The sequence below is a fragment of the Chitinophaga sp. genome, from assembly GCF_035761305.1.
In the GTDB taxonomy this organism is placed as follows: Bacteria; Bacteroidota; Bacteroidia; order Chitinophagales; family Chitinophagaceae; genus Chitinophaga.
In genome coordinates, this window is sequence record NZ_DASTRI010000087.1 from 1 (window position 1) to 18,783 (window position 18,783).

15 protein-coding genes are annotated in these 18,783 nt (G+C 49.7%); 10 read left to right on the forward strand and 5 right to left on the reverse strand.

The window, feature by feature from the left end; genetic code table 11:
• Nucleotides 1-544, reverse strand: a 544-nt coding sequence (locus VFS25_RS07705; RefSeq protein ID WP_326461548.1) for a hypothetical protein, incomplete at its 3' end; no start/stop codon positions are given.
• 150 nt (nucleotides 545-694) lie between these two features.
• On the opposite strand from VFS25_RS07705, the gene VFS25_RS07710 reads away from it, so the two are divergent.
• Nucleotides 695-2,338: a serine hydrolase domain-containing protein gene (locus tag VFS25_RS07710; RefSeq protein ID WP_326461549.1), complete on the forward strand. Its 1,644-nt coding sequence runs from the start codon at nucleotides 695-697 to the stop codon at nucleotides 2,336-2,338.
• Nucleotides 2,339-2,341: 3 nt separating this feature from the next.
• Here VFS25_RS07710 and VFS25_RS07715 read toward each other — a convergent pair whose 3' ends face one another.
• Entirely contained in the window at nucleotides 2,342-4,192 is a 1,851-nt protein-coding gene (locus VFS25_RS07715; protein WP_326461550.1) for a transketolase, read from the reverse strand.
• A gap of 288 nt (nucleotides 4,193-4,480) precedes the next feature.
• Here VFS25_RS07715 and VFS25_RS07720 point away from each other — a divergent pair, with 288 nt between their 5' ends.
• Nucleotides 4,481-5,221, forward strand: coding sequence for a hemerythrin domain-containing protein (locus VFS25_RS07720; protein WP_326461551.1), 741 nt, complete (start codon nucleotides 4,481-4,483; stop codon nucleotides 5,219-5,221).
• 26 nt (nucleotides 5,222-5,247) lie between these two features.
• On the opposite strand, the gene VFS25_RS07725 is transcribed toward VFS25_RS07720, so the two are convergent.
• Both VFS25_RS07725 and VFS25_RS07730 read right to left on the reverse strand, forming a co-directional pair.
• Entirely contained in the window at nucleotides 5,248-5,883 is a 636-nt protein-coding gene (locus VFS25_RS07725; RefSeq protein ID WP_326461552.1) for a phosphoribosyltransferase, read from the reverse strand.
• A complete protein-coding gene (locus tag VFS25_RS07730; RefSeq protein WP_326461553.1) occupies nucleotides 5,870-6,304 on the reverse strand; it encodes a hypothetical protein in 435 nt (144 codons plus the stop codon). Before VFS25_RS07730 ends, VFS25_RS07725 begins: the two co-directional genes overlap by 14 nt.
• A 284-nt stretch (nucleotides 6,305-6,588) precedes the next feature.
• Here VFS25_RS07730 and VFS25_RS07735 point away from each other — a divergent pair, with 284 nt between their 5' ends.
• The 6 genes from VFS25_RS07735 (at nucleotide 6,589) to VFS25_RS07760 (ending at nucleotide 13,916) form a co-directional block, all read left to right on the forward strand.
• A complete protein-coding gene (locus VFS25_RS07735; RefSeq protein WP_326461554.1) occupies nucleotides 6,589-8,778 on the forward strand; it encodes a beta-1,3-glucanase family protein in 2,190 nt (729 codons plus the stop codon).
• A gap of 108 nt (nucleotides 8,779-8,886) precedes the next feature.
• Nucleotides 8,887-10,170 (forward strand): heme-binding domain-containing protein, encoded by a 1,284-nt coding sequence (locus VFS25_RS07740; protein ID WP_326461555.1) that lies wholly within the window; start codon nucleotides 8,887-8,889, stop codon nucleotides 10,168-10,170.
• Between the two features lie 34 nt (nucleotides 10,171-10,204).
• On the forward strand, nucleotides 10,205-11,257 hold the full coding sequence (locus VFS25_RS07745; RefSeq protein ID WP_326461556.1) for a sensor histidine kinase: 1,053 nt from the start codon (nucleotides 10,205-10,207) through the stop codon (nucleotides 11,255-11,257).
• Nucleotides 11,238-11,999 carry a LytTR family DNA-binding domain-containing protein gene (locus VFS25_RS07750; protein ID WP_326461557.1) on the forward strand — a complete coding sequence of 254 codons (762 nt, stop codon included), beginning with the start codon at nucleotides 11,238-11,240 and terminating at the stop codon, nucleotides 11,997-11,999. The genes VFS25_RS07745 and VFS25_RS07750 overlap by 20 nt, the downstream gene beginning before the upstream one ends.
• Before the next feature lie 121 nt (nucleotides 12,000-12,120).
• On the forward strand, nucleotides 12,121-12,894 hold the full coding sequence (locus VFS25_RS07755) for a DUF1223 domain-containing protein (protein WP_326461558.1): 774 nt from the start codon (nucleotides 12,121-12,123) through the stop codon (nucleotides 12,892-12,894).
• A 77-nt stretch (nucleotides 12,895-12,971) separates the two neighbouring features.
• Complete coding sequence (locus tag VFS25_RS07760; RefSeq protein ID WP_326461559.1) at nucleotides 12,972-13,916, forward strand: SDR family NAD(P)-dependent oxidoreductase; 945 nt, start codon at nucleotides 12,972-12,974, stop codon at nucleotides 13,914-13,916.
• Nucleotides 13,917-13,945: 29 nt separating this feature from the next.
• Here VFS25_RS07760 and VFS25_RS07765 read toward each other — a convergent pair whose 3' ends face one another.
• On the reverse strand, nucleotides 13,946-14,563 hold the full coding sequence (locus VFS25_RS07765) for a TMEM175 family protein (protein ID WP_326461560.1): 618 nt from the start codon (nucleotides 14,561-14,563) through the stop codon (nucleotides 13,946-13,948).
• Nucleotides 14,564-14,697: 134 nt separating this feature from the next.
• Here VFS25_RS07765 and VFS25_RS07770 point away from each other — a divergent pair, with 134 nt between their 5' ends.
• Together VFS25_RS07770 and VFS25_RS07775 are read left to right on the forward strand one after the other, a co-directional pair.
• A complete protein-coding gene (locus VFS25_RS07770; protein ID WP_326461561.1) occupies nucleotides 14,698-15,843 on the forward strand; it encodes an AraC family transcriptional regulator in 1,146 nt (381 codons plus the stop codon).
• A 70-nt stretch (nucleotides 15,844-15,913) separates the two neighbouring features.
• Nucleotides 15,914-18,775 (forward strand): M1 family aminopeptidase, encoded by a 2,862-nt coding sequence (locus VFS25_RS07775; protein ID WP_326461562.1) that lies wholly within the window; start codon nucleotides 15,914-15,916, stop codon nucleotides 18,773-18,775.
• Nucleotides 18,776-18,783: the final 8 nt, after the last annotated feature.

Consider the following 18,783-nt stretch of genomic DNA (forward strand, 5'->3'; position numbering starts at 1 on the left):
CCCTGTCGTTACTATTTACCACCGCCTGCTTCGTAAGCAGGCTGTCTGCATAGTGTAAAACATATGTTCTCTCTACGCTGACCGGCATTTTACCGGGCGGATAATTATAGGATATACATTGATAGGTTAAAACAGTGTCGTTCTTATGCTCCGCCAGTTTAAACACCACAGAGTCCCGGTTAGGGAAAATGCGTTTCTGATATACGATCCTGCTGCCGGCGTAGGCATACTCAAAAGTAGTGGTATCAACCTTTCCGGGCTGGTTTATGTAAAAAGCATGGATAATGCAGGTGATGTCGTTTTGGTTGTTATACCGGTACAGGTCTTTGTATAACAGTTGCCTGTTTTTGTAGTTACAATATTCCACTGTTCTTCCCGCAGTGTCCAGTTTTCTAAGGCTCCAGTAGCCTTTGCCGCCGCTGCCGTTAAAATAGCGGGACTTAACCGCAGCAATGCCGGGAGGGAAGTCTTTCTTTTCAAAAAGCTGTGCTTTCAGCACCAGCACACAAAAAAGGGCGGGAAGTGTTGTGATGATTTTTTTCATAGTATTGCTGCTGTTGCCAGGGATATAGGCATACTAATATACATTGATTTCAGGTATTCCCCTGGCTTTGCGGCAACGGCGCGCAACCTTTGCAAGCTTTAGGCGTCATTATATACATGCAACCAACAATTGCAGGCCCAACTACGTACCATGAAAACATTGTGCACACTTTTACTGCTTTTAAGCAGTTTATCCGGTATTGCCCAGGGTACCCCCGACTCCCTGCAGGCGCGCATTGATGCGCTTTTTAAGGAATACGGCCATCCCGGCAGCCCGGGAGTGGCTGTACTGGTGGTAAAAGACGGCGCTGTAGCGTTCAAAAAAGGCTATGGATTGGCCAACCTGGAATATGATATTCCCATTACCCCTGCAACGGTTTTTGACATTGCCTCTGTATCAAAGCAATTTACCGGCTTTGCCATTTCAACGCTGATACAGGAGGGCAAGATATCGCCGGATGACGACATTCATAAATACCTGCCCGATGTGCCGCAATTCGGCAAAACGATCACGGTGCGCAACCTTATCCATCATACCAGCGGGTTAAGGGACTGGCCGGCTGCGCTGCACGCAGCAGGATGGCGCTGGGACGAGAGCTTCCGGTATGAGGATATTATGCGGATGGTGAAGCAGCAGCGGGAGCTTGATTTTGATCCCGGCGCACAGTACTCCTATTCAAATACGGGCTACAACCTGCTGGCAGCCATTGTTGCCAAAGTAAGCGGAAAAACATTCCCTGAATGGGTGGATGATCACATTTTCAAACCACTGGACATGCACACTTCACTGGTGTGCAGCGATTACGCAAAAGTTGTCAAACACCTGGCAAGCTCCTACAGCGGCAACGGCGGTGCGTATAACAAAAATAACGATGCGCTTACGGCGTTGGGTTCCAGCTCCATATTCACCACCGTTGAAGACCTGGCTAAATGGGTTATTCATTTTCAGCAGGCGCTTGACCGGCAGGACCCCGTGTATGTAAGAATGCTGGAAACAGACACGCTCAATAACAGCCAAAAGATCAACTACGCTTACGGCCTGGAAGTAAGCCGCAATAACGGCGTGCTTCGTTTTTCGCATGATGGCGGCTGGGCCGGGTTCCGCACTATTATCTCCAACTACCCCGATCAAAAGCTTAGCATTATCCTGCTAAGCAATACCGGCAGTTTTGATGTATATACCAATGCAAACGCTATTGCAAAGCTGTTTTTAAAAGATAAAATTCCGGCCGGCCCCAAACGTGAAGACATGAGCAGCCTGCCTGATATTAATGCAGATACGCTGCTGTTAAAAAAATATGTGGGCAGCTATCAGCTGGGCGCCGGCTGGTATGTAACCTTTACGCTTGAAAACGGGCAAATAATGGTACAGGCCAATGGTGAAGATAAATTCCCCACCGCTGTAAAATCCGATACCGTGCTTTGGGTGCCCGCCTATGGCTCATCTGTTACCTTCAGGAACATAAAGGACAAAGCCGGCGCGCTGAAATACCGGGGTATAATAGCGCCACGCGTAACGCCCGTTCATGTTACTCCTGCACAGCTCAGGCAATATGCAGGCGTTTACTACAGCGCCGAGCTGGAAACAGCCTACCGGCTTTCAGTAGAAAATGATAAGCTGGTGGCCCATCACATGCGTTTGGGCGATTTCACCTTTGACCCCGACCTGGCAGCTGCCGGTAAATTCAGTAGCTACAATGGCAATATCACCTTTTTTAAAGATAAGCAGCAAAAGATAGCCGGCTTCCGGCTTACAAACGGAAGAATACAAAATATACTTTTCACAAAGCAGTAACGGCTAGGCGGTTACCGCACAATACTCCCTTACTTTTTGCGCTATGTGACCGGCGTCAATACCTGCGGCGTGCAGCAGCTCATTCATGGTGCCCGACTGGGAAATGGCGGTTACCGCCATTTTAATTACTTCGGCGCCGGTGCCTGCTAAAGCTGTGGCGGCAAAATCGCCCATGCCCCCGTGCGCAAAATGGTCCTCAACTGTTATCAGCATGTTTTGCCGGGTGGCATGCAGGCTGGCTTTTAATGCTTCGGCATCTATGGGATGAATGGAATAGCAATCCAGTACCCGGATGTGAATGTTTTCCTTTTCCAGCTCGTCCGCGGCCTTCAGCGCTTCAAACACGGTGATGCCTGTAGCGGCTACGGTTAGCTCGTCGTGGTCCGACTGGCGCAAAACCCTGGACCCGCCAATATCAAAAGTGTCGTTTTTGCTGTATAATAAATTGGTTTTAGGCCGTAGCGTGCGCATATATACCATTCCCGGATGGGTGATCATTTTCGGCACCAGCTGCGCGGCGCTCCAGGCATCGGCAGGTTGTAACACAACCACATCGGGCCATGCGCCAAACATGGCAATATCCTCCAGCGCCATTTGTGAGGGACCATCTTCCCCTATGGAAACACCTACGTGGGAACCGGCAAATTTAATGTGCGCCTCCGATACGCGCGCCATCCGTACCTGGTCTGCCGCCCTTGTAAAAAATGCGCCGAAAGTGGCTGCAAAGGGCACCCGCCCCAACCTGGACAGGCCTGCTGCTACTGATACCATATTCTGTTCTGCAATGTAGCATTCCACAAAACGCTCCGGCACTTCCTTTTTTGCATATTCCGTAAAGGTGGAATTCATCACATCCCCGTCCAGCACATAAATGTTTTTGTCCTGCTTAACAAGATCGGCCAGTACTTCTCCAAACACTTCGCGTGTTGCGTACGTTTTGTCCTTTTCAAAATCAATGGCTGTTTTATACTGCTTATCTACACTTTGCGGCATTAATTTCCCGGCAGGCTTCTTCAGGTCAAACCGCAGCTGATCGTCTACATTCCCCAATTCTGCCAGCGCTTTCTGCAGGTCATCTTTTTTTAAAGCCTTTCCATGCCAGCCGTCTTTATCTTCCAGGAAAGAGATGCCTTTCCCTTTGATGGTCTTTGCCACAATAGCGGTGGGCTTACCGTTCGTGTTGCTTACCGCTTTTTGAAGCGCCTGGTCAATCTCCTCAAAGTTGTGCCCGTCAATGGCAGTTACCTCAAAACCAAATGCCTCAAAGCGGCGCACATATTCTTCGATATGATGCCCGAACATAGTGGCCTGGCTTTGGGCAAGACGGTTAATATCCAGGATGGCCACCAGGTTATCCAGCTTTTCGTGCGAAGCAAAATTGGTTGCTTCCCATATTTGTCCTTCGGCCAGCTCACCGTCGCCGGTAAGCACAAATGTCCTGGAAGGCAGGCCTTCGCGCTTGGCTGCAAGCGCAAGCCCCGCCCCTACGGATAATCCCTGCCCCAGCGAGCCGGTAGCAGCCTCCGCATAGGCAAATGCCGGCACCGGATGCCCCTGGAAGCGGCTGCCGAATTTGCGCAGGGTTTTCAGCTCTTCCAGCGGGTAGGCGCCGCTTACGCCAAACAGGGCGTACAGCAACGGGGCGGCATGTCCCTTTGAAAGCACAAAGTGATCGTTATAATTATTCAGCGGATCTGCAGTGTCATAAGTAAAGTACTTATCAAACAATGTTGCAGTAATATCTGCCGCAGAGAGGCAGGAAGTGGGATGCCCGGAGCCTGCTTCGGTGGTGGAGATCATAGACCATTTACGTAGCAGGTTGGCTTTGTTTTTTAGAGTTTCAAACGCTTTCATAAAAAAATTTTTTTAATAGCTTTTTTTATGCCGCAATTATTGCGCCTTTTACAAAGGCGTATGTTTTTGGGGAATTTAGTGAGAGATATGTAGACGGTGTACGGTACCCTGCAGTAGACATGTTTTCCGGGTAAACAGCAGGCGACGTGCTTTAATTTCCAGGATATTTTAACTTTGCTCCGGGAGTAAATTATTTACTATGCATGAGCTCCCAACTACCAAACAAAGCGTTTGTCCCATTTCTATGGATAGCATGTATGTTAACTGTTCACCCTTTAAACGCCGTTTATGAAAAATGCAGGCAACCACGCGGGAGCGCATTATCCAGGTTCCAGCCGGAGAAATTTTATCGAGCATAGCTTTAAAATAACCGTTGTTTCCGGTATTGCCGGCATGGGGCTTTTAACCGGATGCGGGCATAAAGCAGCAGCAGAAGAAGAAGAAATAAGCCCGCCGGAAGATCTTATGCGCGAGCATGGAATTTTAAACCGTGTTTTGCTGGTGTACGATCATTTCCTGGCCATGCTTGCATCTAACCAGGACATACCTCCCCAGCCGGTGATGGACGCCGCCGGTATTATCCATACTTTTATAGAAGCGTACCATGAAAAGCAGGAAGAAGACTTTTTATTCCCGCGTTTTGAAAAAGCCGGTAAGCTTACCGACCTGGTACAGGTATTACGGCTACAGCATGAGCAAGGCAGGATAATTACAGGCCAGCTGCTGGCATTGGCCAGGCAGCCCCGCATATCAACGGATAATGATAAATTAAAGCTGCATGATCTGCTGTCGGCTTTTATACGTATGTACCGGCCACACGAAGCCCGGGAAGACACTGTTTTATTTCCTGCTTTGCGTAGCATTGTGAGTAAACATGAATTTGACAGCCTGGGTGAAGACTTTGAAAAGCGGGAGCACCAGCTTTTCGGTGAAGGCGGGTTTGAAGAATTTGTTGATAAGGTGGCGGGTATTGAGCAGCAGCTGGGCATATATGACCTGGCGCAATTCACGCCTAAGCCGGCGCACTAGCACATGCGGGATTGGTAGTTGCAGTGCTATGCTGCAAACCCTCTTACATGTAGCTTCTGCAGGTAGGCGATCACCTCATCATCCCCTACCTGGCTAAAATCCTCATAAAACCGGCCCACGCCGTAAAACACCGCAGGCGTATAAAGGCATACGAACTCGTCTACATACCCGCTGATCTTTTCTGCCGCGGATTCAGACGCTACCGGAACAGCTACCACCAGCTTCCGGGGTTGTTTGCTCCTGAGCATTTTCAGCGTGGCCAATATGGTTCTGCCCGTGGCAATGCCATCATCTACCACAATCACAATTTTATTCCGCAGGTCTGCCGGCTTATCACGGTTCATAAAGCGCCGGTACTGTTCCTGCAGCTGCTGCCTAATGCGGTTGGTTTCCTGTTCAATATATCCAGGAGAAACGCCTTCATGCTCATTCACGATGCTGTCCGACAGTCCAACCGCGCCAATGGCATATTCCTCATTCATCGGGTGGCCGATTTTTTTTGTCATCAGCAAATCAAGCGTAAAGTTGAGGTGCTTTGCCAGGTAATAGCCCAGGGGCACGCCGCCGCGCGGTACCGCAAGCATCACGCCATCCTGGCCTTTATATTTTTCCAGTAATGCTGCCAGCTGACCGGCTGCATCCTGCCTGTTAAGGAAATACATAAGATCCGCTATTTTGATTGTAATTGTTTTTCCCGGGACTCCAGCGTAACCAGGTGCCGGTGGAACCATTCAGCCGCAAGATGGGCTGCTGCCTGCAAGGTGCCGGGTTCTTCAAACAGGTGTGAGGCAGCGCATCTATACCCATTACCCGCTGCGTGATTTTTATAAGCCGGTCGGCCAGTAACGGTATGTTAAACCTGTTACCGTATGTTTCGTCCTCCGCTGTTGTTAAAAGGTCTGTGAGCAACGTAGCAATGCGGCGCCCATTTAAAATATCCGCTACAAACTGGTTCCTGGGACTAAACCGGCTGCTGCCGCTGCCATGCGCGAAAATTACCAGCGCCCGCGCATTTTCCGGGAGCTGCACATTGCCTTTAAGGTGAACTTTTCCCAGGTCAACAGTTATTTCAGATTTTTTCATTTTTCTTGTTTTTACTGTTGAAAAAATATTGTGCTGGCAGCAGGCGCCTTTATATTGAAGCCGCAGAATTTATGCCCTTTTTCAGCGGTCAGCCACATCCGTATTCATCGGAGGTAACGGCATTTTTAAGCATTTTATATATTACGTATTTCAAAAAGTACATTACGGCCTATATCAATCTTTTCTGCACGATCCCGCATTTTTGGCGTTGCAACATGATAACTTCATGAAAAATTTATTTAAATTTAGCTGGTAACATTTTGTTAATCTAATACCTATATTCTATGAGAACCCAATTACTGTATTTCCCGTTCAGGGTGCTTTGTGCCCGCCTGTTTTTTTTATTTACAATAGCCATACTGGTCAACCGTAACGCGCAGGCCCAAACCGCGGTGCCCTTTACATTGCACAACAATTCGTCTTATGCAGATGGGAATGTGTATGTAGCGGTTGTAGGCATCATCAATGACAACCACGTATGGATTAATCCTAAAACCGGCGCTGTTAACCTGATGAATGTATCAGACAATACGGTACCGGGACCGGTTATTAACGGCGACAAAGGACCGGGCGGCAACGGTTTGTATGCCAACTGCTTTGCCCGGCTCAGTGAAATACCCAATAAAACCATTAACATTCCCGGCATTAAAGGATGCCGTATGCTCATCTCCTTTAATTCGCAGCTGTATCTCTACTTCTTTGGTGCATCGGGCGCGCCAAGCGGTTATGCGGCACCCAATCTCGCCAATCCGAATGATCCTAACCAGGGCATCCGGTTTGAAACCATTGAGCTTACCAATGCTTCCAATGGCCTTTGGGCTAACACCACGCGTGTTGACGGCTATCAATATCCCATGGGGCTTGAGGTATGGGGCAATGGCGGCTTTTACCAGAAGGTAGGCGAGTTTATACCGCACAACCAGGTCCTTTCGCTGTGGCAATCCACTGCGCCGGCTGATTTTGCCGGCTGCTATGATGCCGGGAAAGGGATCATTAAATTTCCTTCAAAAACACCCGCCTTCCAGGGCAGCGGGCCGCAGGCCAACTATTTCGGCGCCTATATCGATGCTATATGGTCAAAGTACCAAAGCGGCAACCTGGTTTTTAATGCAGGCGATGCCGGTACATGGAGCGGCCATGTATCAGGAGGTGTATTCACGTTCACCAGGGCTTCCGACGGGCAGGTAGGCACTATCTCGCGCAAGCCTACCAATATTGAAGCAATGGAAGGCAGCGGCGTAATGGCGGCCGGCAGCGACCTGGATAAGGTTGTGCAGGCGCAGATATGCGCTGCTATTAACCGGCATGCCATTGACCTTACGCTGCCAACCGGCGCCACGCAGGATCTTGCCAATGCGTCCAAATATTATCAAACATCGCCTTACAACTGGTATTGCAAATTCTGGCACCGTAACGACATTAGCCTTAACGGGCTGGCTTATGGCTTTTGCTACGACGATGTATTTAACCATTCATCCACCATCAACGCCCCCTCACCCCTGCGGGCCACGGTTACTATCGGCGGCTTTGCAGGGTTAACCGCCAGCGGCGCTGCCGTGGTTTATAAAGATTGCGGCTATGGCGGCAATGCAACGGGGCTTAACCCCGGTACTTACACGCTTAGCCAGCTGAATGCGCTGGGCATACTCAATGACGATATTTCCTCCATTAAGGTAGCCGCCGGGTATAAAGTAACGCTTTACTGGGATGATAACTTCAGCGGTACAACGCTGGTGCTCACCGCAGATGATGATTGCCTGGTTGATAACGGCTGGAACGATAAGGTAAGCTCATTGAAGGTGGAGTCAAATGCTGCTTTCTCAACCGTTATCCAGGCAGAGAACTATGAATACATGTCGGGTATTGATGTTGAAGCTACCACCGATGCAGGCGGCGGACAGGATGTTGGATGGATAGATGCTGGTGACTGGATGTCGTACAGCATTACCATTCCCGCAGCAGGCCCTTACCGGGTGGAGTACCGTGTAGCCAGCCCTAATGCCAATACCACGCTGCGGCTGGAAAAAGACGCCGGCGCCACGCAGCTGGGCAGCGTTACAATACCTAATACCGGCGGCTGGCAAAACTGGGCCAATGTTTCACATACCGTAACACTTCCTGCCGGCTCCTTTAGCATAGGTATTGCCACGGCCACCGGCGGGTTTAACCTCAATTACCTTACTGTTACCAGCGCCAGTGCTGCATCATCCGCCAGGTTAGCCGCACAAACAGTGCAAAAGGCAAACGATAATACCGTTACGCTGCTGCCTAACCCCGTAAGCGAACAGCTGCACATCCGCAACAGCAACCAGGTAAAAACGCTGAATATTTACGACATTAATGGCCGCGCGGTAATGCGCGTTAAAAACCCTGGGAACGTTATTCCTGTATCTGCCTTAACTCCCGGGATGTACATTATTACCATAACACGTAAAGATGGCAGCCTGAAACAGGTGAAGATATTGAAGCAATAAATTATTGCTGCCACCCCTTGTCCGGTTCAGGGACAAAAATGTCCGCCTGAAGGTAAAAGAGCAGGGCCGGCGCCCTGCTGCGGGCTAACTTGTCCCAAAAATCCGACCATGCAATCACCCAACCGGAAATTAAAAAGGCCACTGACAGTAATAGCCATATTTATATTATTTATAACGGCCGTACAATTTATTCAGCCGCCCGTTCAGAACCCGCCGGTAACCGGCCCCTTAAAAGCGCCGCATGATGTAGCCGCAATTCTGCAGCGGGCTTGCTACGACTGTCATTCAAATGAAACCAAATTAAGCTGGTACAATAAAATTGCGCCGGTTTCCTGGCTGGTTACAGCAGATGTGACGGAAGCCCGGTCGCGCTTTAATTTTTCCACCTGGGACACACTAAGCCCGGCAGACCAGCAGGGCCGCATATGGGAAATGGTAAATATGGCGCTCACCGGCAAAATGCCCCTGCCGGCTTACAGGGCTTTGCATCCGCAAGCCAGGTTATCTGCGCAGGATATTGCCGTGCTGAAAAAGTACGCCAATGACCTCAGTCCCTACCATTATCATGATACTGCAATAATTAACCAGGCGGCCCGGGAGCTGAACCAGGTGCAGCAACCGCAAACCGGTATACCGGTAGCAGCTAACGGCGTAAAATACATCCCTGAATACAGGAACTGGCAGGTTATCAGCACCACCAACCGGTTCGACAATCACAGCATACGGATAGTTTATGGCAACGCCATTGCCGCAAAAGCTGTTAAAGAAAATCATATGCAGCCATTTCCCGAAGGCAGCGCCATTGTAAAAGTAGTATGGAACAGTATAGAGGAAAAAGACGGTGGTATTACACCCGGATCGCTGAACAGTGTGCAGATCATGGTCAAAGACAGCAGGCGGTTTCCCGGCAGCAAAGGCTGGGGATTTGCCAAATTCAACGGCGTACAGCTAAAGCCGTACGGCGCAACGCCGCTGTTCAATACCACCTGTTATAACTGCCATAAAATTGCCGGCAAAACCGACCTGGTGTTCAACATCCCTCCTGCCAATGCAGGCGCGGATGGCTCGCGTAAGTTGTTTGATGCAGGCGGCCTGCGGGTGATTACCCTGTTCGCCAACACACAGCAGCAAACAATGTCCGTACTGTATGGCAACAGCCAGGTATTTAAGCTGGTTACCTATAAACAGGCCAATAATACCTTCTGGTACGGCAGCCATATAAACGGGCCGGTTCAAAGCATTGAAACGGTTACCGCACCGGACGGAAAAAACAACCCGTTCACCTACCGGCTAAACCAGGGCCAGGCGCCGGCCGACAGCATCGGCCGTGCCTTTAGCGCCGCTGCACGCATCCGCTTTATATTATCCCATAAGCCGGCTGTTTTCCGGTAGATATCAATAACTTTACACACCATAAACAACATCAATGCTTTACCAGGACCAGGCTGACTCGTTATTGATAAAAAGGCCGGCGCTTAAAATATCTCACGCAGCCATATGGATCAGCTCAATTTTCCTGGGCCTGTTATCATCTGTACCACAAATAGCCGAGCATCATTTTAATGCCGCCGAAGCAGCGGTGAATGCCGGCTTAACCGCCGCTTTTTCAGTGCTGATGTGGTATTTCAACATTTACATGCTGTCCCGCAGGCCGGGGCAATCGCGGAAGCAAAGCATCTCCTATTCAAGATTGTTTGGCAGCCTGGCATTTGGCCTTGCGGTAATGCTGGGGCTTGCCTGCATTCAGCAGCTGATACTGTCACATATCAATTTTGGCCCGGTTATGCTAATGGTGGAAGTGCGGGGTATTCTCATCAACCTGGTTTTTTACATGTTCCTGCACATGCTGCGGCAAAATTATGAGAACCAGCACGTGACCATGGAGCTGGAGCGCATTAAAAACGATAACCTCAGCGCGCAGTACGAGCTGCTGAAGCAGCAGGTTAACCCGCACTTTCTTTTCAACAGCCTGAATACGCTGAAAGCAATGGTGGAAACCGGCGATAAGGAAGCCGTGGATTTCATTCTGAAGCTATCCAACTTTTACCGCTTCACACTCGAAAGCCGTAAGCTGGACCTGATACATGTTCATGAAGAAATGGAAATACTGAACGCATTCCTCTTTCTTCAAAAAGCCCGGTTTGATGGCGGCTTCACGTTTGAAAGCACGTTAAGCGACCGCGCGCTTGGCACCCTTATTCCCCCGTTTACGTTGCAGCTGCTGGTTGAAAATTGCATCAAGCACAATATCGTTGCTTTAAGCAAGCCGCTGCATATTAAGGTGTACGAAGAAAACGGAGCCATCATCGTGGAAAACCAGGTACAGCCTAAAACCGGGGAGCACAACTCGCTGGGCGTGGGGCTTAAAAACATTGACCTGCGATACAACCATTTGCTTAACAGGCACATTGATATTATTAACGGCCAAAAGATTTTCCAGGTAAAATTGCCGCTTATCCATGAACATCATCATCATTGAAGACGAGCTTAAAACAGCCAGGTCGCTTGAGAGCATTATATTATCGGTAAAGCCCGGGGCTAAGATAACAGGCCGGTATCAAAGCGTGGAAGGTACTGTTAACGCGCTATCCGAAGGCGTAATGCCGGACCTTATTTTCATGGATATTCAGCTGGCCGACGGCCTTTGCTTTGAAATATTCAGGTCGGTGAAAATCACCTGTCCGGTGGTTTTTTGCACAGCGTATGACGAGTATTCCCTTAAGGCTTTCAAAAGCAACGGGGTAGATTATGTGCTGAAGCCTTTTTCAAAACAGGACATACAGGAAGCTTTTAAAAAGGTGGATGAGCTGAAAAATTTCTTCCAGCAAACAGTAATACCCGACCTGGGCAACCTGCTTTCCAAATTAAGCGCGCCTGGCGGCAAAACCAGCTTCCTGGTGTTCAGGAACCAAAAGTACAAAACCGTTAGCATTGAGGATATTGCCTTCTTTTATGTACGCCATGATGCAACGTGGATCATGTGTTTTGACAAGCAGGAGTTTGTAATTAACCAGTCGCTAGACCAGGTAACCAACGCCGTATCGCCCCGGCAGTTTTTCCGGCTGAACCGCCAGTACCTGGTGAATTTTAAAGCCATCAAAGAGGTAGAACCGTATTTCCTGCGTAAGCTGCATGTAAAGCTGCACCTGGAAACAAAAGAGAAGCTGCTGGTGAACAAAGAAAAATCCCATAGCTTCCTTACCTGGATGGAAGACCGCTGACCTTGATTTTTTCGCGCCTCTTAATGCCGGGTTGAGGGGGCTATACGTCCGCCTGGGGCCTTTTTTGCTTCCCCGGAACGTAAGCCGCCACTACTTTTGAGCTAAACAAAATGCAAAGAAAATGAAACCAGTAAAGATGCTTGCCATTTGTGCCATAACCGTGCTTACTTTATCTGCCACCGCGCTGGTTGCCGGGTGCGCTGCTTCAACGCAGCAACATCCCCCTGCCACCGGCAATGGCTTTGCCGTGTTGGAGCTGTTTACCTCAGAGGGCTGCTCCAGCTGCCCGCCTGCCGATGCTGTTATTGCCCGCATACAACAGGAAGCAGCAAACAAACCTGTTTATGTTTTAGCTTATCATGTTGACTATTGGGACCGCCTTGGCTGGAAAGATAAATTCAGCGATGCCCGGTACACAGCCCGCCAGCGCCGCTACAGTGAGCTGCTTGGGTCACAGGTATATACCCCCCAGCTGGTTGTCAACGGCGGGTCGGAATACATCGGGTCAAATGAAAAAGCTGTTAATAACGCGGTAAAAATCGCGCTGGACCAGGCCCCGGCAACTGCATTGAATATACGGGGACAGGTACAGGCGGACAAGCTGCACCTCAGCTACCAGGTTACGGGAAATCTCCGTAACAGCCAGCTGCTGGTTGCGGTAGTGCAAAAACATGCTGTTAGCAAAGTGCAAAAAGGCGAGAATGGCGGGCGTACCTTATCACACGTGCAAATTGTCCGCGACCTGCATACATTTGACCTGGCGCATGGCAAAGCCGGCACGCAGCAATTAAACCTGCCCAACGGGTTTAATACGCAGGAATGGGAAATTATTGGCCTGGTGCAAAACCAGGAAACCGGTGCTATAGACGCTGCGGCGCTGCTGCGGTTTTCTTAAGCATAATCATTGATTTGATTTGCATACTTTTTTTTTACAAATGCTGATCTAATTTTGTGCTGTTAATATCATTTCACATGAGAACAGCACAGGCACCCATTCATTCGGCATTTAATGCACAAAGCACCGCAGCGGAAGTAGCGGCCGGTCACAACTTAACGGGAAAAACCGCTTTGGTTACCGGCGGCAATTCCGGTATTGGTTATGAAACCGTTAAAACGCTGGCCGCGGCGGGCGCGCAGGTTGTAGTAGGCGCCAGGGATGCGGGCAAGGCAGCCGTTCAGCTTTCCCGTCTTAAAAATGTAGCTTTTATTCCCCTTGACCTGGCCGATCCTGCAGCGGTTGACGCCTTTGCGGAGCAGTTCCTTGCCGCGCATAACCGCCTGCATTTGCTTTTTAACAACGCAGGAATATTTCGTCCGCCGCAATTGCTGAAAGACAAACGGGGCTATGAGCTGCAGTTCGGCGTAAATCACCTGGGGCATTTTCAGCTCACGGGGCGTTTATGGCCGGCGCTCAAAAATGCCGGCGGCGCAAGGGTAATGTCGTTATCGTCTATAGGCCACCGGCGCATGAACGGGAAGCTGGATGATGTGAACTTTGAAAAGCACCCCTACGACAGGATGGAAGCTTACGCGCACTCAAAAACCGCTAACTCGCTTTTTGCAGTGGAGTTGGACAGGGTTGGCCGGGAATATGGCGTAAGGGCCTTTGCCGTACATCCGGGCTCTATACGCACAGATATTTTCCGCTACATGACCGATGAAGAGCTGCAGGCCTGGGAGCAGCAGGTGAAGCACTTTAAAACACCGCAGCAGGGCGCCGCCACTGCTGTTTGGTGCGCCCTCAGCGAACAGCTGAACAACAGGGGCGGCGTTTATTGCGAAGATTGCAATATTGCGGAGCTGGTGCCTGACGACGTGGGGATTATTTATGGTGTCCGGCATTTCGCCATTGACGCGGAAAAAGCAATGGCCTTATGGCAGCTCAGCGAAAAGATAACCGGTGTAAGATGGCCCTGACGTTTTACATTTGAATTTCATAACTCTGGTCAGCGGCCATGCTGCATGCCCGGTATATCCGGCCGCAGGTAAAGCGTAAGACAGGCGCAGATAATTCCAAAGCCGATATACGAATGCCAGAAAGCAACAATCATCCCGCTGCTGAAAATCAGCAGGGTTAATACCGACCGTGCATGAAACAACCGCCTTGGCCGGTTTCGCATGTTCACTCCTTTCGCGCCCATGGTTTCCCATATCAGTAATAGATAAGTGATGTTCACCAGCAGGAATACGAAACCATACATTGCCACCGGAACAGCGGCCAGTCTTGTTTCCGCCATCCAATCCGTATTAAAGGGAATGAGCGAAACAGAAAAAAGGTGTGCAAAATTAGCCCACGTTAAACGTAAGGTTGCGGCAGTGGCATGCTTTAGCAGGTAATGGTGGTTCACCCATACAATGGCAATAAAAATATAGCTCGCAATGTAGCTGATCCAGGTGGGCCATTCGGCAAACAACGCTTCAAAGGTGGCCGCTGAAGGGCGCTTTAATTCCAGTATCATGATAGTGATAATAATGGCAAAAACACCATCTGAAAATGCATTCACACGTTCGGGGCTGGTGTCATTAACGCTTCCGGCGTCTTTAATTTGTTTACTGCTTTTCATAACATGTAATTTACATCCGGCGGCATTGCCGGCCGTTAGCAGTTAAATTTGAAAAAAATTCCGCTAAGTTTTGCACTCTTTTAAAGATGCTCCTCACCCCAATAATCCCTATCTTTAAAACTAAAACCCTGGTTATGACCTTCGCTGATTTCTTCCACATCCTCATTTTGCTGGGCTTCATACAGGGCACTATCATGAGCATACTGCTCTTTTTCTCAAAAAAACGGTCCCGCCCAAACCGCTTCCTGGGCGTCCTTATCCTGCTTATAGCCATCGCCTGCCTTAACCTGTACCTCTTTGAATCGCCCTGGTTCACCAACAACCCCGTTCTGAACCTGCTGGGCAATTTTATTCCCCTGGTGATCATTATGCCGGTAGGCCCGCTGCTGTATTTTTATGTTAAAAGCACCATAGATCCTGCCTTCAGGCTCACCAAAAAACAGCGGTTGCATTTTTTACCGGTTATAATAGATTGCGGCCCCCAGCTTATTATTGTAACGTTTTTAATAAGCCTGTTCGCAGGTGTGGCAATGCCGGATGCCGGCCCCTGGGGCCGTTTCATTGACAATTATAACGTTTACGCCGATATTCCCCGCTGGCTCTCTGTTACAGCATACCTTTGGCTGTCGGCCAGGTACCTTGCGGGTTTAGGAACAAACAAAACGGCCTACCGGCAGTGGCTGCGCCAGTTCATCCGCCTTTTCCTGGTTTTCCAGGCTATCTGGTTCATTTACCTGGTGCCTTATGTAATACCGTCGCTTACCGACAAGGTGCTGAATTCCGTAGGCTGGTTCCCCGTGTACATTCCCCTGGTGGTGCTCATCTACTGCCTGGGCATAAAAGGCTACCTGATGGCGCCCGAAGAAACGCCGGTTCCCAGGAAAGCTGCCGCGCCCCCGCCCGTGGAGCTGGTAACAGCAGCAGTACCATTATTAAGGAAAGCAATGGAGCAGGACCGCCTGTACCTGGACCCTGATCTGAACCTGGCCCTGTTATCCCGGCATACCGGCCTGCCCCAGAAAACCATATCGCTGGTATTGAACCAGCACCTGCAAAAAAGCTTCAATGAATTTGTAAACGGGTACCGGGTAGAGGCTTTCAAGCAAAACATCCGGCAATCGCGGCACGATAATATGACCATCCTGGCCATGGCCTTTGATGCCGGCTTTAACTCACAGGCAACTTTTCAGCGCGCCTTCCGCAGCAATACCGGTATGTCGCCCCGGGAGTATATGACCCTCCATACCGAAAAGCAGCCAAATCCGGAAAATGAGCAGTAAAATACTGTTCAAGTCCGGATTTGACTAGACATAACCGCCTGAAAAAGCTTGATTGCCGAAAAAAGAAAAGATGAAACACCACTTTTGGCTTTGTTTGTTAGTAACGCTCCTGACCGGTAGCCAGGCTATTGCCCAGGAAAAATTCATGACCCTTTCCGGCGGGGTAACCGATGCCGCCAGCCATCAACCCGTTATTTATGCCAACATCCAGCTAAAAAAAGGCAGCAGCGGCACCGTGACGAATGACGGAGGCGGTTTCATTTTTAAAATAGCGGAAAAATACTGGCAGGACAGCCTGCTGGTTTCCTGCATTGGCTATAAAACCGCTACAATGCCCCTGCCGGCAGGCAGCTTACAGGATATGGATATTCAGCTGCAGCCCGCTGTTTACCTGCTTCCCGAGGTATCGGTAAATGCACGCAGCGGTTTTAGCATCCTGCGGCAGATGATCAGCAGCATACCGGAAAACTATGACACCGCCGATGTGAAGCTCACCGCCTTTTACAGGGAAAACATACGCCTGGCAGGTGATACCATCAACTTTAATGAATCGGTGCTGGATATTTACAAAACTTACCATACCAGCCGCGATCATAAAGACCAGATCCGCATTGTCAAAGGGCGTAAAAAAAAGGTTGACTGGAGCAAAGACCCGCAGCTGTATTACTGGATCGGCAATATTCTGAATACGGCTTACTCCTCCCTCAACGAAGACCTCCTGAAATATCCCGACGGAAAGCGTAGCATACTGAATACGCGCAATTTCCGCTACTATACCTGCGACTACCGGGAAACCATCCGCGAAAACAACCGCAACCTGCTGGTGTTGTACATGCAGCCAAAAGATAACAGCCGCAAAGCGCTGGTGCGGGCAAAGCTGTATATCGATGAAGCCTCCATGGCGCTGATAAAATGTGAAATGGAAGCCACCCCTGCCGGCGTTGATTATATAAACCACCATCAGAAAGGCGGTATCAGCTACACCATCATGTCTAAGATCATCAGAGCCACGCTTGATTTTACAGGACTTAAAATGGCGGTCACCTATAAGCAGTATGGTAATAAAACGTACCTGGGTACGGTGCAGCGCCACTGGGATTGCGTGGTGAACAGCAAAAAAAGAGGGATGAAAGATGTGCCATGGACCGGCGACTTTTACCTGCTGGTTACCGATGTGAACACGGATAATGTGCAGCCCTTTGCTGCCGGCATCAGTAACGACAAATCATCCATGAACCATGAGGTGGGGAATGATTATGACCCCGCGTTCTGGGAAAATTATAACATCCTGCTGCCGGTACAGGAAGACTCCCTGCAGCAAAAGCAGGCAACCCCGCCGGCAAAAAAAACGGTGCACGTTTCTAACAGGCAGAACGGCTTTACACGGGCCGATACGCTGCGCGGAATGCTTACGCCGCTCCGCTCCTGCTACGATGTAAGCTTTTACCACCTGGATGTGGATGTAGACCCTGATACCCGTTCTATCCGGGGCAGCAACCAAATCCGCTTTAAGGTAGTAACGCCGTTCAATCTCATGCAGCTGGACCTGTACGCCAATATGCACATCCAAAAAATATTGTACCGGAACCAGCCGCTGTCATTTACCCGGGAGGAGGATGCGGTATTCGTGCAGTTCCCGGCCGTATTGCCTGTAGATAGTGAAGCAGCAATAACGGTGTATTATGATGGCGTACCGCAGGTACCGGACATTAAAATCCCTATGCATGGCGGCATGTTATGGGATAAGGACGAGCAGGGAAACCCCTGGACACAGGTTGTGTGCCAGGGCTCCGGCGCCAGCCTGTGGTGGCCCAATAAAGATCATTTGTCCGATGAACCGGACAGCATGCGTATCTGCATTACTGTGCCCAACGGCTTTACAGAAATATCCAACGGCCGCCTGCAGCGCAAAACGCCGGTAGGCCCCAACAAAACCCGCTTTGAATGGCTGGTGAGCTACCCGATCAATAATTATAACGCCACCTTTTGCATAGGTAAATACGCTCATTTTAATGATGCCTACATCAGCGGCCGTGATACGCTTACCATCAACTATTATGTAATGCCCTATAACCTGGAACGCGCCCGTACCATGTTTGCCCAGGTAAAACCAATGCTGGCGTGTTACGAGCAGCACTTTGGCAAATACCCCTTTCCCCGCGACGGCTTTACGCTGCTTGAAAGCCCCTACCCTATGGAACACCAGAGCGGCGTATGCATAGGAAAGATCAAAGAAGACACGCAACTGAACTACACGCCTGTCGTTTGGCATGAATCGGCGCATGAATGGTGGGGCAATGCCATCAGCTGTAAAGACATAGCCGACATGTGGATGCATGAGGCATTTGCCAACTATGCGGAAGCGCTTGTGATGGAATGCAGGGAGGGCAAAACCATAGGCGCAGCCTACCTGGATGCGCAGAAAAGCCAGGTGAGTAACCGCGAGCCGGTGATCGGCGTGTATAATGTAAACCATATACACTACGATATTGGCGACATGTACACCAAAGGCAGCCTGATGCTGAATACATTCCGCTTTGTGCTGGACAATGATACCCTGTGGTTTAATCTTTTGAAAGATATACAGCAGCATTTCCGTTACCAGACACTTTCATCCAATGAGCTGGTAAATTACATCTGTAAGCGTACCGGCAAGGATTACACCTGCTTTTTTGACCAGTACCTGAAATACACCAGGGTGCCTACGCTGGAAATTTCAATGAAAGAACAGGGCAGCAGCCTGCTGCTGAAATACCGCTGGCAGGCAGATGTAGCCGGGTTTAAGATGCCGGTAAAGGTAACGGTTGCCCCCGGCCGGTTTGGCTTTATTTATCCAACAACAAACTGGAAGATGATCACGTTCAGGAAAATGAAAGCAGATGATTTTGAGGTGGATGAAGATCATTTTTATATTGAGGTAGCGGAAGTTTAACCCAACCG

Excerpts from the sequence above, each read along its gene's own strand:
- VFS25_RS07710 (WP_326461549.1), top strand. The coding sequence starts at position 695 with ATGAAAACATTGTGCACACTTTTACTGCTTTTAAGCAGTTTATCCGGT.
- VFS25_RS07715 (WP_326461550.1), bottom strand. The coding sequence starts at position 4,192 with ATGAAAGCGTTTGAAACTCTAAAAAACAAAGCCAACCTGCTACGTAAA.
- VFS25_RS07720 (WP_326461551.1), top strand. The coding sequence starts at position 4,481 with ATGAAAAATGCAGGCAACCACGCGGGAGCGCATTATCCAGGTTCCAGC.
- VFS25_RS07725 (WP_326461552.1), bottom strand. The coding sequence starts at position 5,883 with ATGTATTTCCTTAACAGGCAGGATGCAGCCGGTCAGCTGGCAGCATTA.
- VFS25_RS07730 (WP_326461553.1), bottom strand. The coding sequence starts at position 6,304 with ATGAAAAAATCTGAAATAACTGTTGACCTGGGAAAAGTTCACCTTAAA.
- VFS25_RS07735 (WP_326461554.1), top strand. The coding sequence starts at position 6,589 with ATGAGAACCCAATTACTGTATTTCCCGTTCAGGGTGCTTTGTGCCCGC.
- VFS25_RS07740 (WP_326461555.1), top strand. The coding sequence starts at position 8,887 with ATGCAATCACCCAACCGGAAATTAAAAAGGCCACTGACAGTAATAGCC.
- VFS25_RS07745 (WP_326461556.1), top strand. The coding sequence starts at position 10,205 with ATGCTTTACCAGGACCAGGCTGACTCGTTATTGATAAAAAGGCCGGCG.
- VFS25_RS07750 (WP_326461557.1), top strand. The coding sequence starts at position 11,238 with ATGAACATCATCATCATTGAAGACGAGCTTAAAACAGCCAGGTCGCTT.
- VFS25_RS07755 (WP_326461558.1), top strand. The coding sequence starts at position 12,121 with ATGAAACCAGTAAAGATGCTTGCCATTTGTGCCATAACCGTGCTTACT.
- VFS25_RS07760 (WP_326461559.1), top strand. The coding sequence starts at position 12,972 with ATGAGAACAGCACAGGCACCCATTCATTCGGCATTTAATGCACAAAGC.
- VFS25_RS07765 (WP_326461560.1), bottom strand. The coding sequence starts at position 14,563 with ATGAAAAGCAGTAAACAAATTAAAGACGCCGGAAGCGTTAATGACACC.
- VFS25_RS07770 (WP_326461561.1), top strand. The coding sequence starts at position 14,698 with ATGACCTTCGCTGATTTCTTCCACATCCTCATTTTGCTGGGCTTCATA.
- VFS25_RS07775 (WP_326461562.1), top strand. The coding sequence starts at position 15,914 with ATGAAACACCACTTTTGGCTTTGTTTGTTAGTAACGCTCCTGACCGGT.